The following is a 25,397-nucleotide window of genomic DNA, read 5'->3' on the forward strand; positions in this document are numbered from 1 at the left end:
TAGTATTTTGTTTTAATCAATCGATATTCCAAAATATGACCAACAAACATCAACATCAAAGGGGTTTGATTGTGCATGAAGTTCACCGGGCTCAATGGTGATACACTTTCCTTTTGTTAAAATATGTTTTTCGCCATTTACCTCAAAAATGACTTTACCACTTTGAATGAAGAACACCTCGAACATGGTTTCGTGTAGATGAAAATCCACTTTGTCTCCTGGTTTAAAAACTGCAGTACCAAACATCATGAGGTGAGGTATTTCCCCTTTTGAAACCAAGGTCTTTTTCTTGATATGTTGATTATGGCTCACCCCTCGTTCTGGCAGTGTATTCCAATCTACTATTTTCACAGGTTTAATTGAATAAAAGTTAGTCTATCTTAAATATGGTTGATTCTGTAATGCCATTGCCGGAAATCTTAACCACGTAAGTTCCTTTGGGCAGATATGTTTTTCCATCTTCTGCTTCCGATAACTTTGTTTTATGTTGTTTTAAGTAATTGTCTTTTCCTATTTTAGAGAAGGCCAGATCAAAGGACAGAATATTGAAACCCTTATCCCCGTTTATCTCGGTCTCGCTTACCACAATATCGTCCTCGCTCAGGACGATGGCCTTAAAAGGGCCTTTCTTTGTGGTATAAAAGGTGATGTCCAAGCCTGGGGTTTGCGCTCTTGACCAGGAGCTTCTAGGGTTGCCCCATCTGCTGGAATGTTTGATATCGGTAAGTTCAAAAAGTTTCAATTTACTCTCCAAGGCCCGGGGTGTCATTTGCTGTAAGGTTGAAATATTGGCCCTATAAATACTTCGCCCGTGCGTACCCACCAATAGGTGTTTTGCCTTTTCCTGTATGACCAGATCATGCACCGCCACGTAGGGAAGTCCGTTATCGAAAACCTCCCAGGAACCGCCCCTGTCAAACGAAACATACAGGCCATTATCCGTTCCAACAAAAAGCAGATTTTCATTTTCCGGATCTTCCAAAATGACGTTAACCGAAGAAGTTGGAATAGTATTGGCGATGGATTTCCATGTTTTCCCGTAGTTCTCGCTCAAATAGATATAGGGTGTAAAATCATCCCAACGATATCCGTTCAATGTAACATAAACGCGTTCCTTTTTATGTTTTGATGCCGCTACCCGACTTACCCACAAATCCTTGGGAAAAGACCCTGAAATCAGATCCCAGCTACCGCCTCCGTCCGTACTTACCTGCACCAATCCATCATCGCTGCCGGTATATATCAGTCCAAACTTAAATGGCGATTCAGAAATAGTGGTCAAGGTACCATAGGCCACGTTTCCCTTTTTACCTCCCATTGTCAGGTCCGGTGAAATGGTTTCCCAAGTATCGCCTTGATCTAAAGACCGGTGCAACTTGTTTCCGCCCAAATACAGAATATCCTGGTTGTGCGAAGAAAGTAGTATTGGCGTTTGCCAATTAAATCGGTAGGGCGATTCTCCCAATTCGTGCTTTGGTTGGATGTACTTCCTTTTTCCGGTCTCCAAATCCAATCGGAAGTAATTACCAAATTGAAACCCCGTATACACGATATTTGGGTTCCTATTGTCTATTTGCACCTGCATACCGTCACCGCCCAAAATGGATTTCCAAGGATATTGCCCGGACTGGTGCCATTCCCTATTCTCCTCCGCATTATGGGGCCCCATCCAAACGCCGTTGTCCTGAAGACCGCCAAATACATTGTACGGTTCCTTATTATCGACATTTATGGCATAGAACTGACCCACGATCGGAGAGTTGTTCTTTATCCAGCTCTCCCCATCGTCGTAAGAAATGTTGAGGCCGCCATCATTCCCATTGATCAGATGCCCGGACCTATTTGGGTTTATCCACAAAGCGTGATGGTCTGAATGTACATTATCCTCATTGACCGCCATGTAGGTTTTTCCGCCGTCGTTCGATTTTAAAAGGGGAACACCCGCCAAATAGATTTTATCCACATTGGATGGGTCCACATTGATTTGGGCAAAGTAATACCCGTAACTGTAGTATAGTCCGTCAATGTAATCCTGGTTCTGTTTTTTCCAATTGACACCACCGTCCGTGCTCTTATATACCTCCGCTCCAATGACGGGCGTATCAAAGAGCGATGCATTGGCATCTTCCAAGTAGGAAGCAAGGTCTACCGGTTTTACGGCACCACTGCGCACCATTTGTTTTACGTTTTCGGCACGGTACTTTTCCTGAAAATTATTCGTTTTTAGAAAATCGTTGAGTTGTTTGTCCGATAATTTCAAAAACGCCTCCGTACCCATGTCCTTGAAATCTTCCTTTTGAAGTCCTTCCATTTTCTTTACATCGTTATCCTGTTTTGCTCTCCTGAACTGATTGTCATGCACGGCATAAACGGTGTTGTCATCGTATACGGCAAGGCCGATTCTACCCACTCCCTCACCGGTAGGAAATCCACTTTGGGGCGTGGTGATTCTTTTCCAACTCGTTCCGGCATCGGTACTTTTATAAATGCCCGATGAATTGCCGTTCCCCAAAAAATCCCATGCCTTTCGATCCTTTTGCCACGTGGCCGCATACATGATATTAAAGTTTTTGGGGGCATGGGCCACATCTATGATGCCTGTGTCATCGCCCACAAATAAGGTTTTTTTCCATGTTTTGCCACCATCGGTAGATTTATAAAGCCCCCTTTCAACATTGGTGGAATATAAATGTCCTACCACGCCAACCACTACATCATTTGGATCATTGGGATTAATTAGGATGCGACCGATATGGTGCGAATCTGGCAATCCCATATTGGACCAAGTTTTTCCTTGGTCCGTTGATTTTAAAATACCGATGCCGGCATAGGTCGAGCGAGAGGCGTTGTTCTCGCCGGTACCGACATAGATTGTCCCCGATTCCCAATGCACGGCAATGTCCCCAATGTTCTGTGTTGGGGTATTGTCCATAATTGGGGTAAAGGTCGTCCCGTTGTTTTTGGTATACCAAAGTCCCCCCGAAGCATAGGCCACATAAAATTCAATAGGCGATTTTGGATTTACGGCCACGTCCACCACACGCCCACTCATAATGGAAGGTCCAATATTCTTCAAAGGGATGTTTTTTACCAAGGAAGCTTGACCCATTTGGGCCTTTTTTTCCAAGGATTTCAAAACCTCGGTTTGATCGGTGGGGGAAATCTGGGCCGTTAGCATGCTGAATCCCAATAGAAGAAAGAAGGGTACTATTTTCATGGTAGATTATAAATTATAGGGTTTTGGAAAGTTACTAAAACTTTGTTCAAAGTTCCGTTGGACCAACAGAAGTATTTATTGATTCTTAAGCCTTCCAATCAGTTTGTTGTAATATGATTTCAAATCCGACTGTTTTAGGGCTATTGCCGATTTTGTTTTTGGGGAATCATCTATATCGATTACGGAACCATAGGCTTTGTTATACCACTCCTCCCATGCCGATAAAATCTGTTTCTCAAACTTGAAATTGGAAACTTTTTCAATCGCCACTTGACTTTGTTCAAACTCGTTTTCCAATCGCTCAAAGGATTCTTTTTCCAATATGCTTAAAATCCACAGTGCGGTTTTTTCATTGGCATTGACCAATTGTAGACCGCTGGCCAGTGCCGCCGTGCCCACATTTTGTAAGGTCTTTTGGGATACTTTGTCTATTCTGTCATTATCGGTATGATAAAACTGATCCGTAAAATGCCATAATAATAGTCCTGGAATGTTGGCTTTTAAAAAGGGAGTATGGTCACTCCCTCCTTCAAAAGGGTTCGTATTCACTTCCCAGTTTGCGAATTCTCCTTGCTGTCGAAAATTATGGATAATAAAATCATTGAGATAATGGGGTTTCATGTCCTTTAGAGAAAGAACTTCGCCACCCCATTCTGTGTGCTTGTCATTTCCGCGCGTCCATATGGCACTTGGGTCCGGCATTTTTTCGATTAAAAAAGAGCCTCCTGTGATATCCGTATTTTCGCCTACCATGTCCAGACTTATGCCCCATTTGATTCCTTGCGCCCTTGTTTTATCCTCTTGAATGTATCGGTGGGTGGACGATATTTCATCGCCCCAAAGAAAGGTCATGGTACGCTCGCAGTCGATTGGACCAGAATCGATAAGGTTCGCCCCAACGGAAGCCATTTCTAGCTGCGCCCCAACACCGCTGGCGTTGTCATTGGCACCCGGTTCTTGGATATGGGCACTGAAAACCAGTCGTTCGGAAGGTTTTTTACTTCCTTTGATATTGGCGATCACTGTAAGCTCCTCAGCTACATATATTTTCGTTTGAATGTTTACGTTGACCATCGTTTCCCCTCTTTTAAACGCTGACTTTAGTCTTTCCTTGGCTTCAAAGGACAGGGCGATTCCCCAGAATTTGGTATCGGCTTGCGGAGGTAGGCTTCTAAACTGTATGGAGGTGATATTCTTTTCCGGTTGTAGGTACGTTGGATTGTTATAGGTCAAAACGCCCAAAACCCCTTTGTCCAATAACTCCTGGTAGATACCATTGAGTCCGAATTCCATAAAAACAACCTTGCTTTTCAAGTTGAGGTTGGGTATATCCTCCTTGGCTCCAATTGGGACCACTTCCGCCGTTATGCCTTCCGTTGGTGTAGAAACGGAGTTGAGATAGGTCATGTTCCTGTTTGAAGTGGAGACCAAAATTGGATCGGTTTGGCCCAAAATTTCCAAACGTGCGGAAACAGGTTCCCAAGTTGGGTCTTTCATGGGGCGGGATTCGATCCTGTAGGTCAATCGGTCATTGGCATCGGCTTTGGATTCCAGTACATATCCGGCTTTTTCAAGTTCCTTGACTATCCATTTCACACTATTGTTGAACCCGGTATTTCCAGGGACCCTCCAATATTGCGCTACATAGTCCGTAGTTTCATAGGCCAATTTCCCATCGAACTTTGGTCGGACCAAATCAAAATATTCATATTTTTCACCCTCCTTGTTCTGTGAGTGTAGATGTAAGGGTATCACCAGCAATAGTGCATAAAAGAAACGGAGGGTGCATGTTTTTTCTAGGAACTGTGACATATGAGGAGACCTTTAATCCAACTGAAGTTTTTCTGTATCTGTATCGCTATTTTTAAGGATGGCCCGATAGGAATCGATAAGTTCCTGTAGTTTCTCTGGATGGCTTTCTGCCAAATTGTTTTGTTGCCCTATATCGTCCTGTAAATTATACAACTGATATACACTGTCATTTCCCAATTCAATATCCACCAAATCATTTCTTGCTGGACCATTGTATGGGGGAATCATCGCCCAATCCCCTTTTCGAAAAGCCGTTCTGGAAGTAGCCTCCAGTACCAACTCGTCCCGGCCAGATTCGCTCTTTCCCAACAATACGGCCATCAGGTTTTTGCTATCCTCCGTTGTGGCATCACTATTTACTAAAGAGGCCAACGAAGCAAAAAGATCCAATTGGGATACCATCGCATTGGAAACACCCGGAGCTATGGTTCCCTTCCAATAGGTAATGAACGGTACTCGGGTTCCCGCTTCGAACAAACTATATTTTCCGCCACGTAGGGGACCGGCAGGTTTATGATGCCCCAATTTTTCCACGGCATCATCATAATAACCGTCGTTTACCACAGGGCCGTTATCACTGGAAAAAACAATCAGGGTGCTTTCCAACAAACCTTCCTTTTCCAAGGTTTTTATGAACTCCCCTATGACCCAATCCGCTTCCAAAATCACATCGCCTCTAGGTCCCATTCCTGATTTTCCAACGAACCTTGGATGTGGCGTTCTGGGAACATGGGGCTGTTGTAGGGCATAGTACAGAAAAAAGGGTCGGTCCTTATTTTTTTTGACATAGGTTTGGGCATCCGCCAGAAAATAATCGGCCATATCCTCATCGACCCATTTGGCGGCTTCCCCACCCTTCATAAAGCCTATTCGCGGAATGTCATTAACAATGCTGTTATTATGCCCATGGTGCCATTTCATTTTTAGCATTTCGGGATTGTCCAACCCAGTAGGTTCACCCTCAAAATTCTTTTCATAACTGACTTGAATGGGGTCATTGGGGTCCAGATTCACGACATTCCCGTTTTTGATATAGACCGTAGGTACCCTATCTTGGGTGGCGGCCAAAATATTACTGTAGTCAAAACCTACCTCATTAGGCCCCGGACGTATGGTCTCGTTCCAGTTGATTTCCCCGGCACCTAGGCCAAGGTGCCACTTACCAACAATCCCAGTAGCATAGCCCTCGTTTCTCAAAAGCTTTGGTAGTGTGGTTTGGGCCGTATCAATAATCAAGGAAGCGGAACCCGGAAGAATTTTTGCATTTTTATTCCGCCAAGGATACACCCCGGTCAACAAGGCATATCTACTAGGCGTACAGGTAGCCGAGGTGGCATAACCATTCGTAAATCGTAGTCCGCCATTGCCCAATGCATCCATATTTGGAGTTTTCAATTCCGTAGCCCCATAGGCACTAAGCTCACCAAAGCCCAAATCGTCCATATAAATAATAACGATATTGGGTTTGGTATCAGCACTCGTCATTTCACTGGTTGTGGCAGTATTGTCTTTGCACGAGAAAAGGCTCAATACCAAAATTGAAACAATAAGAAGTTGTCGACTTTCCATTCTTAGATGATTTGTTTTTTCTCCTTTTTAATTCATGCCCTGCGGTCAGATGAATTGAATTTGAATTTGAAAATTAACCTTGGACTTAATCTATGCTACTCCTCCCATTTCCAATCGCCTCCAATAATCAGTTTTTCCTTAAGGTCGTTTTTTATCATGAACTCCTTTGTAGTCTCACTATCCATTTTGGTCGCGGGAAGGGTTTCGGCATTTGCCAAGCCGTACAACATCATGGTGCCAAACCGGGAAGTATTGGTCATATGTTCCTCGTTCACCAAGTTAAAATCGTCACAATCCGAATGATAACAACCGTAAATGGAACGGTCCAAGTTGCTGTGAACCGATAAAATTGGCACCCCTTCCAACATAAAGGGCTGGTGGTCGCTATGCAATCCGGAACGGTTTGAAAATTCATTTTTATAGATGCTGTCCTGTTGTTGGATTGCGTCGCCTAAATCGGTGAAAAAAGCCTCGTTATCCAACTTTCCGCCAGCATTCATGCCAATGGGATTTCCCGCCATATCTAAGTTCATCATGTATTTGACCTTGTCCATGGAACCTGCTTTTAGGGCTTCGGCAACCATATGTCTGGAACCGAAGAGTCCTTGCTCCTCGCCCATGAACATCACAAATTTGACCGTTCTTTTTGGCTGAAGGTTATTGGCCTTAAAAGCACGGGCAATATCCAATACGGCGAAAGACCCGATTCCGTTGTCTATAGCACCTGTAGCCAAATCCCAGGAATCCAAATGTCCGCCGATGACAATGATTTCCTCGGGCAACTCACTTCCGGGCAAGGTGGCAACCACATTTCTGGCACTGATCATATCGCTGTTATTGGTCATTTCTATGGTGGCGGACGCGGTTCCTTCTTTAAGCGTTTCTTTTAAGGCCATACCATCTTCCTTGCCGATACAAACGGCCGGAATGGGAATCAGTTCCCCGGTTACGGAGGCGGTTCCCGTAAGAAGCACTCCATTATCCACTTGATTGATTATGATGATACCCTTGGCGCCGTACTTGATGGCCAAGGCCGTTTTTTCACTTCGGTGCAGATTGCTCAATCCTTCCGGACTTCCTTCTAAAATACTGATATAGACCAAGGCGATTTTGTCCTTTACGGCATCTGGATTTGCCGCATAATCTACCTCCAGCCCGTTGCCCATGTCCACAATTTCCCCGGTTACATTTGCTTCCACAGGAGAATGCCCCAGCGTCACTGCTTTCACGGGTTCATCGTTAATGGATACGGACACCGTGCCCCTGGACCAGGCCTCTACCTCAAAGGTTTGATATTCCACGTCCTCAAAACCATATTCCTTGAACTTAGTATAGGTGTATTCCTCTGCCTTTGCCCCATTTTCGGAACCAGTTAAGCGGTGACCAATAGTTTCGGTAGCTTCCTTTAACGTACTGTAGCCTTTTGCGTTTTGCTTGATTTCGGCATCAATTCTGGCAAAGAGTTCCGCTTGGGATTCTACTTTTTTCGTTTCGCCGCAAGAGACGGCTAAAATGGCTGTTAAAACAATAAATAGTTGTTTTTTCATAGGTCTGCTAGTTATTTTTATATTATGATTTTATTTTTTGGGTATGTTGTATTTGTAGTTCGCTTTGTTTCAATCGGGAATTCAATTTCTCCACTTCCACGGTTATGAATTTCTTAAACTTGGCATCTACCTCTTTAAGACGTTCATTAAAAATGGTATATACTTCCTGTTGTTGGTCCGTGGGTTTAAAATCGGCACCAAACCCACCGATGTCACTGGCCAAGGCACTCAGCCTACCATAAAGCTTTATGGGGGATCTAAAGGCGTCTTCACGGGCCCCGGTCAGATGAATGTCATAAAGACTACCTGCTATAGCAATGGCCAAGGCGCGTAGTTCCTCGGCTTTTTTTCGGTCGGCTGAGCGGCTTAACTTTGGGATGATAGCATTGAGCTCTGCCCGTATCGCTTCAATATCATTGATCATGGTTACGGCCAAGTTCATCGCATCGCGAAGTTCCAAGGAAAAGGCTACTTGTTTTTGGATGTCTTCGAGACTACCTTCCGTACTCGGGTCTTTTAACACCTCTAGTTCCCTAATGTATTCTTTGTTGCCAATGACCAGTTTTACCTTGTAGCTATCGGGTACTACCTTGGGGCCGTATTGTCCACGCATTAAATCAAGGTCCCAAGTGACCAAAGGGCGCCATCCTTCACCATTGAGCTGGACCCATGGCCTTCCGGGAGGGGTGGTCTGAAGTTTTGGTTTATAGGTGGGTTCATATCGTAGGTTCCACATGACCCTATTGACGCCTGGTTTGTTTTTTCCTTCCAAGGTCCGGACAACTTCATCTTCCATAGTCAAAATCTGTATTTCGATTTTTTGATCCGTACTATCCTTTAAGAAGTAATTGATTTCTGCACCATAGGCAGGGTTTGTTCCGGAATTTAAACTAGGACCATCGGTTTTGATGCTTTGAACATCTTGGAAACGATACACCGGTCTTAGGCTGAAAAGATGGGCCTCTTTATCCTTGGCATCCATATCGTATTCCCGTAAAGGCGAAATATTGTCCATGATATAATAGCCTCTTCCATACGTGCCCACAACAAGATCATCAAACCGTTCCTGGATTTCCAGCCAATAGACCGGGGCAGGGGGTAGATTGTTACGCAGGCGCATCCAATGTTCACCATCATCATGGCTTATATAAAGTCCGTTATCTACTCCCAAGTAGAGCATGCCCTCTCTTTTAGGGTCTTCCTTGATAACATGGGCAAAGCTATGGACAGATTTCGGCACTGTATCGCTTATTAACTTCCAGGTTTGCCCATAATCTTCTGTTTTGTAAACATACGGGTAAAAGTCCCCCATTTGATGCAAGTCTACCGTGATATAAGCACTTCCCTTTTTATATCGGGATGCTTCTATGTTGGCTATGGTGCCCCATTTGGGAAGGTCAGGGATGTTGGAGGTTACATTGGTCCAGGTGGTTCCGCCATTTTTGGTTAGCTGAACTTGCCCGTCGTTGCTGCCGGTCCAAATAAGGCCCGGTTCCAATGTTGACTCCACAATGCTGAACAAAACCGACCCATCAAAGGTCATGAGGTTGTCTACCGCGATGCCCCCAGAATTTTGTTGATGGGTCTTATCGTTCAAGGTAAGGTCCGGACTGATCACTTGCCAGCTTTGTCCGCCGTCATCGCTTTTATGCACATATTGGCTGCCCACATAGACCCTATGTTTTGTATGAGGGGAAAAGGCCAATGGAAAATTCCAATGCCACCGGTATTTTAACTTGCCCGGTTCCCAACCATAGCCTGCTTCCGGCCAGACCCGAACGTCGCGGGCGTGCCCCGTTTTAACATTATAACGTTGCAGTCCCCCATCATAACATCCAGACCAAACAATGTCATTGTCAAAGGGATCAGGCTGTGCAAAGCCGCTTTCACAACCGCCCACACCCTTCCAAAGGCCCAGAGGTATATAGCCCTGTTTGCTGTTACTGGGGCCCATATAGGAATAGCCATCCTGACGGTTTCCATAAACATTGTAAGGAATCTTATCATCAACGGCTACATGGTACATTTGGGCTATTGGAAGCACGATCCGTTGAAAGGTTTTTCCATGGTTAATACTGATACTGGCACCCCCATCATGGGCCACCATGAGTCGGTCCGCATTAGTGGGGTCCACCCAGATATCATGGTTATCGCCTCCGGCACTGTAACCACTTTCAATGGTTTTGCCGCCATCCTTGGAAATACTGAATTTAACACTGGCAAAGTAGAGTTCATTAGGGTTAGAAGTTGAAACGGCCATGCGGGTGTAGTAGGGTGCACGTTCTGCAATATCGTGGTTTCGAGTCTGTAGGGTCCAAGAGTCACCAAAATCTTCGGAGCGATAAAGGGCCGGACTCTCGATTTCAAAAAGGGCATACACAATATTCGGACTGGAATGTGAAATGGCCACCGCCGTTTTTCCCACTGGATTTTCTTTACCACCTGGCAGGCCTTTTTTGGACAAGGGCTCCCAAGTATCCCCACCATCCAAGGTTCTGTAAACACCTCCTCCGGGCCCACCGCTGTTCAAGCCCCAAGTATTAATATGTATGGACCACATGCCTACTAGGAGTCGGTCTGGATTTTTCGGATCCATGGCAAGTTCGGCTGCACCTGTGTTTTCATCCACAAAAAAGATGCGTTCCCAATTCTTACCGCCATCCGTGGTTTTAAATACCCCTCGTTCCTGCTGTCGTCCGTAGGTATGTCCCAGAGCAGCGGCGTAAACAACGTTTGGATTGGTAGGATGCACAAGAATACGCCCAATGCGCCCCGTTTTCTCAAGGCCCATGTTTATCCAGGTCTTTCCACCATCCTCGGATTTATAGATGCCATCACCCATTGCATGGGCGGGCCGAATCACAAAGGTTTCACCCGTGCCCACCCAAATGATATCGGGATTTGTTGGAGTAATGGCCACCGAGCCAATGGATGAAACGTCCTGAGCATCAAAAATGGGGTTCCAGCTAATACCGCCATCGGAGGTTTTCCATAATCCGCCGGAGGCCGCACCGATATAGGTGGTCATAGGGTCTCCCGCCACCCCCGCCATGGCAATGGTACGGTTGCCTTCCGGTCCTATAAAACGAAACCGTAGGTTCCCAAAAACAGCGGGGTCTGTTTGGGGAAAAATCGAAACAAAGTTTAAAAGAAGTAATACAAGCAAAAAATACCGGATTTTCATGACAATTGGTTTGTTATGGTATGGTGTACAAGTTAGCCAATTGTTGTCTAAAATAGCCCTTTAAAAAGGGTGTAATTGTGGTAAATATGTGGTTCATTTCTTAAGAAAACAGTGGCTATTGCTTAATTTTATGGCAAAATCATAGACTTCATGAAATACGAACAAATTCCCAACGCCCTATTTATAAAAAACCGAGAGAAATTTATGGCCCGCATGCGTCCCAAGAGCATTGCGGTCTTTAATTCCAACGACATTTACCCTATAAGTGCCGATAGTGTCATGCCCTTTGAGCAACATCGGGATATTTTTTATCTGAGCGGGGCCGATCAAGAGGAAACTATTTTGTTATTATTTCCGGATGCCATGGACAAAAAACACCGGGAAATTCTATTCGTAAGGGAAACCAATGAGCACATCGCCATTTGGGAAGGTGCAAAGTTGACCAAGGAAAAGGCAACCGGCGTATCGGGGATACAAACCATTTACTGGCTAAAGGAATTTGACAAAGTTTTTTTTGATCTGATGACCGAAGCTGATACTATCTACTTCAATACCAACGAGCACTACAGGCAAGCGGTTGAGACCCAGACACGTGAAGACCGATTTATACTCGCCTGCCAGCAAAAATTCCCTGCGCACAAAGTGGCAAAGAGCAACCCGATACTTCAAGAAATTAGGGGTGTCAAGGAACCTGAGGAATTGGAACTGATGCAAATGGCCTGCAACATCACCGAAAAAGGCTTCCGCAGGTTATTGGGTTTTGTAAAGCCTGGCGTTATGGAGTATGAAGTGGAGGCGGAGCTATTGCACGAATTTATACGGAACCGTTCCAAAGGATTTGCCTATCCACCAATCATAGCCTCGGGCAACAATGCCAACGTACTTCACTATTTGGAGAACAACAAACCCTGTAAGGATGGCGATATGTTGTTGATGGACGTAGCAGCGGAATATGCCAACTACTCCAGCGACCTTACCCGGACCATCCCCGTTAACGGCCGTTTCACGAAACGGCAAAAGGAGGTCTACAACGCCGTACTAAGGGTGAAGAACGATGCGACCAAAATGTTGGTTCCCGGAACCCTTTGGGCGGATTACCACAAAGAATGCGGTAAATTGATGACTTCTGAACTTTTGGGCTTGGGTCTTTTGGACAAGGCCGATGTTCAAAATGAAAATCCGGATTGGCCCGCCTATAAAAAATATTTTATGCACGGCACCAGTCACCATATTGGATTGAATACGCATGACTATGGCGAACTAAAGACTCCCATGAAAGCCAATATGGTATTTACTGTAGAGCCAGGGATTTACATTCCTGCGGAAAATATGGGAATCCGTTTGGAAGATGATGTGGTCATCCAAGAAAATGGGGGACCCTTTAATTTAATGCGCAATATTCCTATTGAAATTGAGGAAATTGAGGAGTTGATGAATAGCCCTCTCTAACCTTCCAAAAATGGTAGTACCCATTTGGATGTAGGATGGTTTGTTTCAAAGTGAGATAAAATAAGAGGTTTTGAATTTCTCAAAAACTAGAAAGAAATTAATAAGTAAAGAATATGAAATTAGTATCGTGGAACGTCAACGGTATAAGGGCTTCCGTAAAAAAGGGCTTTGAGGATGTTGTGTCGAGTTTTAATGCCGATGTTTTTTGTATCCAGGAAACCAAGGCCCAGGATGACCAAGTGGCAGAGGCCTTATCTGGGATAGAAGACTATCATTTATATACCAATAGTGCCGACAAGAAAGGATATTCAGGTACAGGGATACTATCAAAACAAGATCCTATTTCTTTTGGCAGCAATATGGGTATTGCGGACCATGATATGGAAGGCAGGATTTCCCATGCGGAGTACCCAGACTTCTATTTGGTCAATGTCTATGTGCCAAACAGTGGTAATGGACTCAAACGGCTGGATTATCGGTCAGGCTGGGATACTGATTTCACGGAATACCTTCAAAACCTGTCAAAAAAGAAACCTTTGATCATTACGGGCGATTTTAACGTGGCCCACACTGAAAATGATTTGGCCAATCCCAAATCCAATTACAACAAAACGGCAGGTTTTACCCAAGTGGAAATTGATGGGTTCGACCACATGCTCAAAACCTTGAACCTAGTTGATAGTTTTAGGGCTTTGCACCCGGATACGTTTGATAAATATACATTCTGGAGCATGCGCGGCGGAGCCAGAAGTAGAAACGTGGGTTGGCGTATCGATTATTTTTTGGTCAGCGAATCTTTATGGTCCAAGGTAACCTCGGCCGAAATCCATGACCAGGTCATGGGTAGCGATCATTGCCCTATCAGTTTGGAAATAGCACTATAGTTATGAGATTGCTATTGTTTTTACAGGACGTTTCGGAAATCGAAAAGAAAATCCAAGAGGCACCTGATCGTTCCTATGAGATTGGTGTGGCCATTGGTACCTACCTTCCCTTTGTGGTTTTGATTTTGGTGGCCTATTTGTTCTATTACTACTCCAAAAAGCGAAGGGATTCTTGATATATGTACAGGATGATTTAAAAATAGTGCGACTTATTTACTCGGTAGACTTTATTATCTCGCCGCCTTTCATTACAAATTTTACACGCTGTAGTTCTGTAATATCTTCCAGCGGATTCTTTTTGGCAGCAATAATATCGGCGTATTTACCTACCTCAATAGTTCCTATACTATCATCCATTTTCAAAAGCTCCGCATTTACTTTGGTCCCGGCAATAATGGCTTCCATAGGAGTCATGCCAAACTTTACAAATTCGTGAAACTCGTTGGCAGCAAAGCTACCGGGAAATCCCACATTGTCAGAACCAATTCCCAGCTTTACCCCTCTCTTATGAGCCTCCCCAAGTACCTTCATTCTGGCTTCCCTAAATTCCTTTTGGGAACGTTGCGTTTTTGTCAGTGCCACATTCCCAGGGTCCTTTAAGCGAAAATAGGTGCCAACCGTCAAAGTTGGTACTAGATAGGTGTCGTACTCCAATAACAAGTCTATCGTTTCAGCATCCAAAAAGGTCCCATGCTCTATGGATCTTGCCCCAAATTTTATAGCTTTAACAATCCCCTCTTTGGCATGTGCGTGCATCATGACCGGAATATCCCTTTGGTTGGCTTCCTCTACCGCCGTTTTAAGTTCCTCATCGCTAAAATGTACGTTCCTTGGGTTGTCTCCTGTAGACATAAAAGCTCCCGTGACCAAAAGTTTGATCCAGTCGCTCCCATTCTTGATTTCTTGTCTAATGGCCTTCCGCATTTCATCCTTGCCATCCACAATGAGACCATCAGGGATAACGGATTGTTCGTTGGAAATATAATTTATATCCCCTCCCCCTCCGGTTACTGAAATATAGTGCCCGGCACCAAAAATCCGTGGTCCTTTGAACAGGCCGGCATTTATAGCATTGCGAATCTCAAAATGTGCATATTTGGTATCGGCATCACCGGCAATCCTTATCGTGGTCCAACCAGCTTCCAGCCATTCCTGTACCGTCTTTAATCCCCTTAATGCGTTAAAAGCCGAGGAACCCTTTAAGTGATTGGTTTGGTATTCACTGCCGTAAATTAAAGGGTGGGTGTGGGCATCTATCATTCCTGGTAATACGGTATATTCACTTAAATCGATAACGGTATATCCCGGTTTTAGCAGGTCCATGGTACCCACTTCAACAATCCGATCCCCCTCTACAAGTATTACGGCATCGGCCTGAACATGGGTATCTTTTGCCGTGATAAGATTTCCGCAAATTAAGGCCGTTGTTTCCTGTGCAAAGGCAATGCTGAAACATGAAAAGATAAAAACGAAAGATAGACGGATACTATTCATTATTCTCGTAGTGTTAGTATATGTAGGAAAGATACAATTTTCATCATCCCTATGTTTAAAATTCAGTACCCGTAATGCTACCTTAAGGACATATTTCGAAGTTTAGGTGGGTAGCTATGAAAAATAGAAAGCTCAGCAAATACACTTCCATATTGCCTAGAATACAAAAGCTTCTGATTTGCACGAATCGGTCTAATAAATGAAAACGAAACAAAGTGCAAAAAGCCTACTCTTTTAAGGCTTAAAAATCAAAATGGTCAGGATGTGGCCCACTGCGTTCATCCTTGTCCAGGCTATCCAAAAAGGCCATGTCCTCATTGGAAAGCTCAAAGTCGAAAATATCCGCATTGGAGGCAATACGCTTTTTATGTACTGATTTTGGTATGGTGACCACCCCTTTCTGTAGGTTCCATCGCAGTATGATTTGGGCAGCCGATTTGTTGTACTTTTCGGTCAATTCCTTATAAAAATCCAATTGGAATAGTTTCCCTTGCATGAAGGGAGACCACGCTTCATACTGAATGGTATTTTTATTGCAAAAATCCAAAAGGTCCTGCTGCACCAAATATGGGTGAAATTCCATTTGATTCACCATAGGTACGATATTGCAGTCACTTAATAAGTCATCCAAGTGATGCCGCAAAAAGTTACTGACCCCGATTGCCCTAACCTTTTTAGTTTCGTATAAATATTCCAAAGCCCTCCAAGTATCCTTGTATTTCCCCTTAACGGGCCAGTGCACCAGAAATAGGTCGAGATAATCCACCTGCAATCGGTTGATGCTATCTTCAAACGACTGTAGCGTAGTATTATACCCTTGCTCACTGTTCCAAACCTTCGTCACCAGAAAAATATCCTCCCTGGCTACGGAACTTTCCTTAATTCCCCTGCCCACACCTTCTTCATTCTTATACACCGAAGCCGTATCGATATGTCTGTACCCCAAATCCAAGGCATCCTTTACGGAATCTATGACCTCTTGGTCGTTATCGGCTTGGTAAGTTCCCAAACCTAAATAAGGCATAAAAACCCCATTGCGTAAATCAACCCCCCCTGAAATGTCCGTAATTTTCATATGTTTATTTTTATTGTTTTTCATAGGTCAGATGTAATTATTCACATCATTTAAGTTTGTCTACCATCGGTGTTCATGAATCTTCGATTTCGCCAATAACCATTTACTCACGAAGTTTGTCTATTTTCAAAAAGGGTGTTCGTGAACCTTTGGTTTCAGTGGGTATCAAGACTTGTTATGGCTCATTTCATATGTTTCGTTTTTTGGTTGTGGTTATTGGTTAAAGAAAAATACATTTCACTTTAAATTATTCACTTTTCACTAACTACCAACCAATTACAACCGGTATACCCATTCCTCTGGATTCAACCTATCCGTGTCTTGGTACAGGTAGAATTTAAGTCGGGTCTGGCCATTTGACCGATTGGTATATATGGTTCCCAATTCATCTTTTATATTCACTTTATCTCCTTTTTTTACATAGAGTTCGGCTAAATTATAGTAGGTACTTATAAAATTACCGTGCTTTACCTGAACCCCTTTGTTACCACCTGGTACCGCCAAAATGGCGATAACCTCGCCTTCAAATATGGCCCTTGCCTTAGATCCAGGATCTGTGGCAATGACGACCCCGTTGCTTTGGTGTTTTATTCCAGGGTATACGGCATCGTTGTATATACCAAAACCCTGACTTTTAATGCCCTTCTCAACGGGCCAAATTAATTTTCCTTTATTCGCCGAAAAATTGTTGGCCACTAGGGTCGCCTCCGGTGTCAACAAGAATTTACTGGCACTGGTAGTGGTTTTACCAGCTTCTTTGTTGGAGGCGGCGATGGCCGACCGTATCAGGTTTTCTATCTGTTGGTCTATTTTGCGGGCCTCCCTTTTTTTCTCATCAATCGCCTTGGCATATTTGCTTTCGTTCTGTCGGATGGTTCCCAATAGTTCTTCTGCTCCTGTATCTCCGCGAACAACTGATCTTTGGCCTTGGTGTTCTGGGCCAACAGTACTTCCTTAACCTTGCGCTCCTCGTTTAGATCTATGTTCAAACGCGTTAACTCCTCCGTTTTGGCCAAAATCTGTGCTCCCTGCTCCTTTCTATAGTCCGTGTACTGCTTCATGTATTGAAGCCTTTTAAATGCCTGATAAAAGCTTTCTGAGGACAATAGGAACATCAATCTGTTCTGCTTGGATTTGTTCTGATAGGATTTTTGGATCATCCTGGCATATTCCTCCTTTATTTCCTGTAGTTCTCCCTTGAGCTTACTGATGTTCCGTATGTTGGTGTTGATCTGTCTATTCAGTAAATTGGCCTGTTGGTTCGTAACCCGAATCAATTGTTGACGGACGGTAATTTTTTTATCGAGGGCCTCCATCTGGTCCAGGACCGTGCCCCTTTCCCTTTTTTCGGATAACAATAATCTATTGATTTCCCGGATTTCGTTCTGTAGTTGTTCCCGCTTTTCCTCCAAGGCCTTTTGCTCGCTGGTTTGCGACCATAAAAGAGGTGCTCCCCATAGCAAAAGAAGAAAAAAGATACTGCAATGTTGTTTTGCTACCATTACGCTACTCCAAGACGATTTCTTTAAAACCTTTCGGTATATTATAAGGAAAATTGACGTCACGATTCAATTCTATGTTTCTATATTCCAAAAGAATCCGGTTCTCGTTGTTTTCTTCTATCGCCAAAATGGATACCTCATTGGGTATGGCTTCCTTCCCCACAAGTTGGTAATTTTCATATTTGATTTCCAACAAGCGCTTTTTCAGGGGCTGTGACAATTGCTGTAGGTCCATCTTAAAGTTCTTGGGCTCGATTTGGAACAGGGTCTTGTAAAGCGCACCGGCAGTTTTTGGGGTCAATCGATAGTTATCCTTACCTATTGAAAGGTCAAACTTGTCATTTCTTAAGTCAAAAAGGGCCTGTCCCAACAACATGTTTTGAAGGATGGAGTAATCCACCTCGGTTCCCAAAAGCTTGCTCAAATAGGAGAAATCACCATCAAAATATTCATTGTCCATTTTGTTGTAAAAGGATACCCTATCCGGAGTGATATATGCCTTTACGATTCCTAAAGGAGCGCTGATCCATATGCCCTTATCCTTTTCCATCCGTAGACTTACGGATACGCTTTGTTCATCCTCCCCATCGGAATAATCGATTTTGACCCTTCCCGTAAGTGTCTTGAATTCCAACTTATTTTGGTAGTGGGCCTTTACGACGGACTTTGCCGATAGCCGATCATCCATGGAACCATCGGAAATTACCTTGGCACTTTTACAGGAAAAGACAAAAAGCGCGAAACTACATACCGTAGCTATTCTTAAATATGTTCGTAAACTCAATTGCATCATTAAAATCCGGGTTTCACCTTGTTCAAATATTCGTTTGCCTTTTCCGTATTCCCCATGGCACCGTACACCTCTGAAAGCTCCTTGTAGATTTTATTCTCCAATACCGGGTCGTCTATTAGATAATCCAAGGCTGTCTCCAAGGCCTCCTTTGCCTCGTTGAGGGTGTTGCCCATTTTAAGGGCGACTCCATTCGCATAGTATAAAAAGGGCTGTAGGGGATACTTTTCAAGAGCCTCCTCAGTAAGCTCTAGCAGTGTTTTTGCATCCCTGGATGCGTTTATCAAGTCCTGTATCCGCTTTTCAAACGCACCCAAATCACCGGCATCCCCGCTCTTGTTTTCAGATATGTCAATCTTGTTCGTTATAGTCCGCTGCTTTGCAATGGAATCGTTTATTTTGGATTGAAGGTACTCGGTTTTTACCGTTTTCTCCAATTCCATCAATATGCTCTTGGCTTCTTGATAGTTTCCCAGTTCATAATAAATAGTGGCCAGGTTCGATTTTAATTCCCGATTATTCCAAGGAATCTGTCCTTTTATGGTGCTCACGGTAGTGTTTTGGGCCTGCAAACTCTCTGCCAAGGTGTTTGCATACCAATAATTTTCCGGATCCTCCAAAACGGCTTCCTGCGCATATTCCTGGGCATTGATATACTGCTTGTCCAACAAATAGGATTTGGCGAGTTCAAAGGAAACCACTTCCTTTTCAGGTTCCAAATTCTTGCACTTTAAAAATGCGTTTATGGCCTTATCGTAATTTTGAATACCCTTTTGTTTTAGACCTTCAAAAAAATATTGCTGAAATTCATCTGAATACTCCTCAAAAGATACTTCCGCACTCTCATCCTCGGTGATGGGACCTTCCTCTTGGGACAAAACAATCCCCGGGGCAAGCGTTGCTCCTAAAATAAGTAGTAGCATTGGGACTGTTTTTGTCATTCGTAGATCTATTTTACTCCGGTACTGCCAAAGCCACCGGCTCCCCTAAGGGTTTCGGATAGTTCTTCTACTACCTCCCATTCGGCGCGCTCATGTTTGGCGATCACCATCTGGGCAATACGCTCCCCATTTTCAATGGTAAAATCGGAATTTGATAAATTCACCAAAATAACACCGACTTCCCCCCTATAATCCGCATCTATCGTGCCAGGTGCATTCAACACCGTAATTCCCTTTTTGGCCGCCAAACCGCTTCTAGGACGTACTTGGGCCTCAAATCCTATAGGCAACTCCATATAGAGGCCCGTTTTAATAATGGCCCTCTCCAACGGTTTTAGGGTAATTGGTTCTTCAATGTTCGCTCGCAAATCCATTCCGGCCGAAGCATCGGTTTCGTAATGGGGCAGCTCATGTTCCGATTTGTTGATTATCCTAATCTTCATTTTTATTGTTCGCTAGTCTTATTTGACAAATACCTTTTTCAAATTCTCGATTTCCATTTTGTACACCAATCCCAAGAAAATCAACAATAAAGGAATCCCTACAAATAAATTTCTATCAAAGATATAGAAGGATATTATTGAAAACAGTATGGAAACTCCTAAGTAAAATATAATTTTTCTGAAATTATAGGGTATGGGATAGTACATACGCCCAAAATAGAAGGACATTAACATCATTGAGCCATAGGCAACCAAAGTAGCCACGGCCGAGGCCACATAGCTAAAGTATTGTATCAAGGCGACATTAATGATGATGGTGAGGACGGCTCCGATCATTGAAATATAGGCCCCAAACTTGGTTCGATCCGTTACTTTGTACCAGACAGAGAGGTTGTGGTAAATACCCAAGAAAAAACTGGCCAGGATTATAATCGGCACTACGGACATGGCATCCCAATACGAAGTGTCCTGGATAAAGAGTTGCTTTAAAACATCGGCAAATACAACTACGGTCAACAGAATTATACTCCCCAATACCACAAAGTAGTTGGTAATCTGTGCATAGGCCTTCTGCGGATTTTTAGTGTCCGAATGGCTAAAGAAAAAAGGCTCGATTCCTAATCGAAATGCGGTAGCAAAAAGCGTCATGAACAAGGCCAATTTATAGCAGGCCGCATATTTTCCCATTTCAATTTTGGCAATATCGGGCGGTAATAATTCCGATAACAAATACTTATCAAAAACTTCATTTATTGTAAAGGCAATACCTGCGACCATTACCGGCATCGCATAGGTCAACATCCGTTTCCATAAATCCACATCAAAAATATACGGCCTTCTAAGGTATACCCGTATCATAAGCAACAGTGTAACGGCGCTGGCAAGTAGATTGGAAATCAGTATGTAGGATATCTCATAATCCGGCACGTACAATTTGTTAAAGAAACCGGCCCCATCCTCAACTGCCAACGATGGGAGAACTAAAAGAAAAAACAGATTTAAACCCAAGTTCAGCGCTACGTTAAGCGTCTTTACCATGGCATATCTCATGGGTTTTTCATTCGCCCTCAACCAAGCAAAGGGAATAATTACCAGGGCATCCAATACTAGGATACATAGCACATAGTTCATGTACTGGGCCTCTATATTGATGGCAGCGGTAATTGTCTTTTTAAATAACAGACCGATAAAAAGAAATAAGAACGAGGAACCCCCCAACGATAGTAAGGACGTGGAGACTACCTTCTTTTTGTTCTCCGAATCCTTGTAAAACCTAAAAAAAGCGGTTTCCATACCATAGGCCAAGAAAATATTGAAGATGGCAAACCAAGTAAAAATAAGGGTCACTTCTCCATACGTTCCCGGTGGCATGACCGAGGTATAAATGGGAACCAAAAGGAAGGACAACATCCGCGGGAGCACGGTTGCCAAGCCATAAATCGCCGTTTGTTTAAAAAGTTTTTTAAGCGGATTCAAGCAACTTAGATTGAAGTGTTAAATGTACCTATTTACCTTCGTTATACAAAGTTGGATTTCCCCCCAATCAACACATTTGTTCAATCTTCAACTTGAACCGGGGCCTGCTCATCCGAGAGTTCCAATCGTTTCATGGCAATAAATGCCATTAAAAACGCCACCAACAAGAAAAAGGCGGCCAATGTATAGGGCGCACCAGGATAGTAGATTCCTCCGCCGGGACGTATAAAAAAGTAGAATACCGGCGAGAAAACCAACTGACCAAGGATGGCGGTAATGCTCACAAGACCTGTGATGGAACCCTGGAGGTTTCCCTGTTCCTTTTCGGAAACTTGGTTGGAAATGATTCCTTGTACCGTTGGACCGGCAACCCCGCCCAAGGCATACGGGATTAAAAAGGCATATAACATCCATGGTTCCGAGGCCAGGGAAAAGAAGAACATGCCTACGGTCCACAGTAAAAAACCGACCGTGACCACAATTCGCTTTCCAAACTTTTTGACCAGGACACCTACCAATACACCTTGAACGATGGCTACCAAAAGCCCTACTACCATCAAGGATACCCCTATTTCCTTGGGACTCCAATTATAGCGTTCAATTCCGTAGTAAGACCATGTGGAGGGCAAGGCCTGACCGGCCAAATTCGCCAGAAAGAAAGCAAAAATTAGCAGAAGTACTCCTTTATACTTCCGGAGGGCAAATAAGGAGACCCCGGGAATCATCTTTGTAAGATTGATAGCCCTTCTATTTTCCGGTGTTAGGGATTCGGGCACAAAAAACAATCCGAATAGGAAATTCGCAAAGGTCAGTCCCGCGGCGATGTAAAAGGGTAGGCGGATGTCGATCTCCCCGAAAAACCCGCCCACGCCCGGACCAATGATAAAACCCAGACCAAAAGCGGCACCGATCAATCCAAAGTTCTTTGCCTTGTTCTCCTTGGTACTGACATCGGCAATATAGGCCGATGCCACCGTAAAACTAGCACCGGTAATACCGGCCAAAAACCTTCCCAAGAACAACCAGGTAATACTTGGTGCCCAGGCATGGATCAGGTAATCGATACTTAAACCCAGCAATGCCAGCAAAAGAATGGGACGCCTTCCAAACTTGTCCGAAATCTCCCCTAAAACGGGCGAGAACAAAAATTGCATTCCCGCGAATGCCGTGGTCAACCACATCCCATAGATTACGGCCATGGCCGTACCCTCGCCGGTTAGTTCCATGATCAAATCTGGGATAATGGGGAGAATGATGCCAATTCCAATAACATCGACCAAAATGGTGACGAAAATAAAGAGTAGGGCCGATTTTCTTGATTTCATGGAAGGGACAAAAGTCGGAAAAAAAGTCTTCTCATGTGCAAATAAAAACCCCTACGTTTCCGAAGGGGGTCTTTATTCAAACTTTTTAAATTGATTAATTATTCAAAGCCTCGGCGCCTCCTACAATTTCGAGGATTTCATTGGTAATAGCCGCTTGTCTTGCCTTGTTATAGGTCAGTTTCAACTGATCCCGCAATTCCTTGGCATTGTCGGTCGCCTTGTGCATGGCCGTCATTCGTGCTCCATGCTCACTGGCAAAGGAATCCCTAATAGCTTTGTACAACTGTGTTTTCAGGGATTTAGGAATCAATTGCTCCACGATTTCAGCTTTGGAAGGTTCAAACATATAGTCTGAATTACTTCCTTCCTCACCTTCCGCAGGAATAATCGGTAAGAATTGTTCCGTCATGACCAACTGGGTAGCCGCATTCTTGAATTTGTTGTACACGATATCGATGCGGTCATACTCCCCTTTGGCAAACTTTTCCATTAAATCCTCGGCGATTTCCGAAACATTATCAAAGGTCAAATCGTCAAATATCCCATTGTGATTTGAAATCACATTGTAACGCTTTTTTAGATAATCATTCGCCTTTTTTCCGATTGCAACAAAGTCGACTTGCTTACCAGTATAAACGTTTTCTACAAGATTAACGCTCTGTTTTAAGATATTCGAGTTAAAGGCACCACAAAGACCACGGTTGGATGTAATGGAAACCACCAAGACCTTATTGACCGCCCTATTGCTCGCATATACACTACCAGAGTCACCTTCCAAGCTAGCACTAAGATTCTGAAGCAGCTCCGTTAGTTTATCCGCATAGGGTCTCATGGCGGTAATTGCATCCTGTGCCTTTTTCAACTTTGCGGCAGATACCATTTTCATGGCACTGGTTATCTGCATGGTCGATGACACCGATGTAATCCTGTTACGTATTTCCTTTAAATTGGCCATTCCTTAAAGTTCTAAATTCTGAATTCAGAGTTATGAGTTTTTGACTATTGCAACCAAAATTCGTATTTACTCACCATTCAGCATTCTTAATTTACTTCTTATATTTCGCTGAAAGCTCTTTACAAACCGTTGCAAGCGTATCCGTAACCTCATCGGTCAGTTTACCTGCTTTTAAGGTATCCAATACGTCCCTATGCTTGGCGTTCAAGAACTCCAAATAGTCACGCTCAAACTCCTTTACCTTATCAACGGGAACATCGCGTAGCAAGTTCTTGGAACCGGCGTAAATAATCGCAATTTGATCTTCAACGGTAAAAGGATCGTTCTGGGCTTGCTTCAATATCTCAACGTTCCTACGTCCTTTTTCGATTACGTTCAACGTAGCCGCATCCAAATCGGAACCAAACTTGGCAAACGCTTCCAATTCACGGAACTGTGCCTGGTCCAATTTCAAGGTACCGGCCACTTTTTTCATGGATTTAATCTGTGCGTTACCACCCACACGCGATACGGAAATACCCACGTTGATCGCTGGTCTAACCCCTTGGTTGAACAAATCCTGCTCCAAGAATATCTGTCCGTCCGTAATGGAAATTACGTTGGTTGGAATATAGGCCGATACGTCACCCGCCTGTGTTTCGATAATCGGTAAGGCCGTTAAAGAACCACCTCCCTTTACCATCGGCTTTAATACCTCCGGTAAATCGTTCATATTCTTGGCAATGCTATCGTCATTTATAATCTTAGCGGCACGCTCCAGCAACCTTGAGTGCAGGTAGAAAACGTCCCCTGGATAGGCCTCACGTCCCGGTGGTCTTCTCAACAACAAGGAAACTTCACGATAGGCGACAGCTTGCTTGGACAAATCATCATAAATAATCAAAGCAGGACGACCTGTATCCCTAAAATATTCCCCGATGGATGCACCTGCAAAGGGAGCATATACCTGCATAGGTGCAGGATCTGATGCATTCGCGGCAACAATCGTAGTATACGCCATGGCACCTCTATCCTCCAATGTCTGGGCAATTCCAGCTACAGTAGAAGCTTTTTGGCCCACAGCTACGTAGATACAATAAACAGGCTCACCAGCGTCGTAAAACTCTTTCTGGTTCAAAATGGTATCGATACAAACCGTAGTCTTACCGGTCTGACGGTCACCGATTACCAACTCACGCTGACCTCTACCCACTGGAATCATCGCGTCGATGGCCTTGATACCGGATTGCATCGGTTCCGTTACGGGCTCCCTATAGATAACCCCGGGTGCCTTACGCTCCAATGGCATTTCATAGGTTTCTCCTGAAATCGGTCCCTTACCATCGATCGGGTTACCTAAGGTATCCACCACACGGCCTACAATACCTTCACCTACATTGATGGAGGCGATACGTTGTGTTCTCTTTACGGTCGCTCCTTCACCTACGGCTTTGGAAGGTCCTAGCAATACAACACCCACATTATCCTCTTCCAAGTTCAGAACGATTCCTTCCAAACCGCCTTCAAACTCCACCAACTCACCATATTGGGCGTTTGCCAAACCATAGACCCTAGCGATACCATCACCAACTTGCAATACGGTTCCTACTTCGTCCAAAGTAGCGGTTGCATCAAATCCTGATAATTGTTTCTTTAAAATTGCCGATACTTCAGCGGCTTTTACTCCTGCCATTTTTGTTCCTGTTTAAGATAATCCCGTCGACTAGACTCCGGGTAAATTCCATTGCTGGAATA

General features: G+C 44.0%; 20 protein-coding genes. 3 read left to right on the top strand and 17 right to left on the bottom strand.

Translation table 11 applies throughout. The annotated features are described in order from the left end of the window. Positions 1-12 precede the first annotated feature (12 nt). The 6 genes from PP181_RS02365 to PP181_RS02390 form a co-directional block, all read right to left on the bottom strand. Complete coding sequence (locus PP181_RS02365; protein ID WP_272635835.1) at positions 13-351, bottom strand: cupin domain-containing protein; 339 nt, start codon at positions 349-351, stop codon at positions 13-15. Positions 352-370: 19 nt separating this feature from the next. Next, on the bottom strand, positions 371-3,217 hold the full coding sequence (locus PP181_RS02370) for an exo-alpha-sialidase (RefSeq protein ID WP_272635836.1): 2,847 nt from the start codon (positions 3,215-3,217) through the stop codon (positions 371-373). Positions 3,218-3,292: 75 nt separating this feature from the next. Further along, a complete protein-coding gene (locus PP181_RS02375) occupies positions 3,293-5,029 on the bottom strand; it encodes a M28 family peptidase (RefSeq protein ID WP_272635837.1) in 1,737 nt (578 codons plus the stop codon). Positions 5,030-5,041: 12 nt separating this feature from the next. Further along, positions 5,042-6,598 (bottom strand): sulfatase family protein, encoded by a 1,557-nt coding sequence (locus PP181_RS02380; protein WP_419776355.1) that lies wholly within the window; start codon positions 6,596-6,598, stop codon positions 5,042-5,044. Between the two features lie 95 nt (positions 6,599-6,693). Continuing rightward, complete coding sequence (locus PP181_RS02385; protein WP_272635838.1) at positions 6,694-8,145, bottom strand: M20/M25/M40 family metallo-hydrolase; 1,452 nt, start codon at positions 8,143-8,145, stop codon at positions 6,694-6,696. Between the two features lie 22 nt (positions 8,146-8,167). Further along, positions 8,168-11,329, bottom strand: a complete 3,162-nt coding sequence (locus PP181_RS02390; RefSeq protein WP_272635839.1) for a WD40/YVTN/BNR-like repeat-containing protein — start codon at positions 11,327-11,329, stop codon at positions 8,168-8,170. Between the two features lie 150 nt (positions 11,330-11,479). Here PP181_RS02390 and PP181_RS02395 point away from each other — a divergent pair, with 150 nt between their 5' ends. The 3 genes from PP181_RS02395 (at position 11,480) to PP181_RS02405 (ending at position 13,838) form a co-directional block, all read left to right on the top strand. Beyond that, positions 11,480-12,778 carry an aminopeptidase P family protein gene (locus PP181_RS02395; RefSeq protein ID WP_272635840.1) on the top strand — a complete coding sequence of 433 codons (1,299 nt, stop codon included), beginning with the start codon at positions 11,480-11,482 and terminating at the stop codon, positions 12,776-12,778. Positions 12,779-12,891: 113 nt separating this feature from the next. Further along, complete coding sequence (locus PP181_RS02400) at positions 12,892-13,662, top strand: exodeoxyribonuclease III (RefSeq protein WP_272635841.1); 771 nt, start codon at positions 12,892-12,894, stop codon at positions 13,660-13,662. Positions 13,663-13,664: 2 nt separating this feature from the next. Then, positions 13,665-13,838, top strand: a complete 174-nt coding sequence (locus tag PP181_RS02405; RefSeq protein ID WP_272635842.1) for a hypothetical protein — start codon at positions 13,665-13,667, stop codon at positions 13,836-13,838. Positions 13,839-13,875: 37 nt separating this feature from the next. Here the strand turns inward: PP181_RS02405 and PP181_RS02410 are convergent, their stop codons facing one another. The 11 genes from PP181_RS02410 to atpA form a co-directional block, all read right to left on the bottom strand. Beyond that, positions 13,876-15,156 (bottom strand): metal-dependent hydrolase family protein, encoded by a 1,281-nt coding sequence (locus PP181_RS02410; RefSeq protein WP_272635843.1) that lies wholly within the window; start codon positions 15,154-15,156, stop codon positions 13,876-13,878. Positions 15,157-15,397: 241 nt separating this feature from the next. Continuing rightward, positions 15,398-16,231, bottom strand: coding sequence for an aldo/keto reductase (locus tag PP181_RS02415; RefSeq protein WP_272635844.1), 834 nt, complete (start codon positions 16,229-16,231; stop codon positions 15,398-15,400). Between the two features lie 276 nt (positions 16,232-16,507). Then, positions 16,508-17,113 carry a murein hydrolase activator EnvC family protein gene (locus PP181_RS17685; RefSeq protein WP_330072449.1) on the bottom strand — a complete coding sequence of 202 codons (606 nt, stop codon included), beginning with the start codon at positions 17,111-17,113 and terminating at the stop codon, positions 16,508-16,510. Then, a complete protein-coding gene (locus PP181_RS17690) occupies positions 17,038-17,733 on the bottom strand; it encodes a murein hydrolase activator EnvC family protein (protein WP_330072450.1) in 696 nt (231 codons plus the stop codon). Before PP181_RS17690 ends, PP181_RS17685 begins: the two co-directional genes overlap by 76 nt. A 4-nt stretch (positions 17,734-17,737) precedes the next feature. Continuing rightward, the gene (locus PP181_RS02425; RefSeq protein ID WP_272635845.1) at positions 17,738-18,526 is read right to left on the bottom strand and encodes a DUF4292 domain-containing protein; all 789 of its coding nucleotides are present in this window, start codon (positions 18,524-18,526) and stop codon (positions 17,738-17,740) included. Then, positions 18,526-19,446 (bottom strand): tetratricopeptide repeat protein, encoded by a 921-nt coding sequence (locus PP181_RS02430; RefSeq protein ID WP_272635846.1) that lies wholly within the window; start codon positions 19,444-19,446, stop codon positions 18,526-18,528. The genes PP181_RS02425 and PP181_RS02430 overlap by 1 nt, the downstream gene beginning before the upstream one ends. 26 nt (positions 19,447-19,472) lie before the next feature. Further along, positions 19,473-19,907: a dUTP diphosphatase gene (dut, locus tag PP181_RS02435; protein ID WP_154917677.1), complete on the bottom strand. Its 435-nt coding sequence runs from the start codon at positions 19,905-19,907 to the stop codon at positions 19,473-19,475. A gap of 18 nt (positions 19,908-19,925) precedes the next feature. After that, positions 19,926-21,383 carry a lipopolysaccharide biosynthesis protein gene (locus PP181_RS02440; RefSeq protein ID WP_272635847.1) on the bottom strand — a complete coding sequence of 486 codons (1,458 nt, stop codon included), beginning with the start codon at positions 21,381-21,383 and terminating at the stop codon, positions 19,926-19,928. An 80-nt stretch (positions 21,384-21,463) separates the two neighbouring features. After that, on the bottom strand, positions 21,464-22,708 hold the full coding sequence (locus tag PP181_RS02445; RefSeq protein ID WP_272635848.1) for a TCR/Tet family MFS transporter: 1,245 nt from the start codon (positions 22,706-22,708) through the stop codon (positions 21,464-21,466). A gap of 94 nt (positions 22,709-22,802) precedes the next feature. Then, positions 22,803-23,663 carry an ATP synthase F1 subunit gamma gene (atpG, locus tag PP181_RS02450; protein ID WP_154917680.1) on the bottom strand — a complete coding sequence of 287 codons (861 nt, stop codon included), beginning with the start codon at positions 23,661-23,663 and terminating at the stop codon, positions 22,803-22,805. Positions 23,664-23,754: 91 nt separating this feature from the next. After that, complete coding sequence (gene atpA / locus PP181_RS02455; protein ID WP_138256598.1) at positions 23,755-25,335, bottom strand: F0F1 ATP synthase subunit alpha; 1,581 nt, start codon at positions 25,333-25,335, stop codon at positions 23,755-23,757. Positions 25,336-25,397: the final 62 nt, after the last annotated feature.

Origin of the sequence: Maribacter sp. PR66, from assembly GCF_028464205.1 — a bacterium.
Lineage (GTDB): Bacteria > Bacteroidota > Bacteroidia > Flavobacteriales > Flavobacteriaceae > Maribacter > Maribacter flavus.

What these genes read in the sequence shown, in the direction of transcription:
- dut (WP_154917677.1), bottom strand. Translation starts at nt 19,907, where the DNA reads ATGAAGATTAGGATAATCAACAAATCGGAACATGAGCTGCCCCATTAC.
- PP181_RS02385 (WP_272635838.1), bottom strand. Translation starts at nt 8,145, where the DNA reads ATGAAAAAACAACTATTTATTGTTTTAACAGCCATTTTAGCCGTCTCT.
- PP181_RS02415 (WP_272635844.1), bottom strand. Translation starts at nt 16,231, where the DNA reads ATGAAAATTACGGACATTTCAGGGGGGGTTGATTTACGCAATGGGGTT.
- PP181_RS02405 (WP_272635842.1), top strand. Translation starts at nt 13,665, where the DNA reads ATGAGATTGCTATTGTTTTTACAGGACGTTTCGGAAATCGAAAAGAAA.
- PP181_RS02390 (WP_272635839.1), bottom strand. Translation starts at nt 11,329, where the DNA reads ATGAAAATCCGGTATTTTTTGCTTGTATTACTTCTTTTAAACTTTGTT.
- PP181_RS02395 (WP_272635840.1), top strand. Translation starts at nt 11,480, where the DNA reads ATGAAATACGAACAAATTCCCAACGCCCTATTTATAAAAAACCGAGAG.
- PP181_RS02400 (WP_272635841.1), top strand. Translation starts at nt 12,892, where the DNA reads ATGAAATTAGTATCGTGGAACGTCAACGGTATAAGGGCTTCCGTAAAA.
- PP181_RS02430 (WP_272635846.1), bottom strand. Translation starts at nt 19,446, where the DNA reads ATGCTACTACTTATTTTAGGAGCAACGCTTGCCCCGGGGATTGTTTTG.
- PP181_RS02425 (WP_272635845.1), bottom strand. Translation starts at nt 18,526, where the DNA reads ATGATGCAATTGAGTTTACGAACATATTTAAGAATAGCTACGGTATGT.
- PP181_RS02410 (WP_272635843.1), bottom strand. Translation starts at nt 15,156, where the DNA reads ATGAATAGTATCCGTCTATCTTTCGTTTTTATCTTTTCATGTTTCAGC.
- PP181_RS02445 (WP_272635848.1), bottom strand. Translation starts at nt 22,708, where the DNA reads ATGAAATCAAGAAAATCGGCCCTACTCTTTATTTTCGTCACCATTTTG.
- PP181_RS02370 (WP_272635836.1), bottom strand. Translation starts at nt 3,217, where the DNA reads ATGAAAATAGTACCCTTCTTTCTTCTATTGGGATTCAGCATGCTAACG.
- PP181_RS02380 (WP_419776355.1), bottom strand. Translation starts at nt 6,598, where the DNA reads ATGGAAAGTCGACAACTTCTTATTGTTTCAATTTTGGTATTGAGCCTT.
- atpA (WP_138256598.1), bottom strand. Translation starts at nt 25,335, where the DNA reads ATGGCAGGAGTAAAAGCCGCTGAAGTATCGGCAATTTTAAAGAAACAA.
- atpG (WP_154917680.1), bottom strand. Translation starts at nt 23,663, where the DNA reads ATGGCCAATTTAAAGGAAATACGTAACAGGATTACATCGGTGTCATCG.
- PP181_RS02375 (WP_272635837.1), bottom strand. Translation starts at nt 5,029, where the DNA reads ATGTCACAGTTCCTAGAAAAAACATGCACCCTCCGTTTCTTTTATGCA.
- PP181_RS17690 (WP_330072450.1), bottom strand. Translation starts at nt 17,733, where the DNA reads ATGGTAGCAAAACAACATTGCAGTATCTTTTTTCTTCTTTTGCTATGG.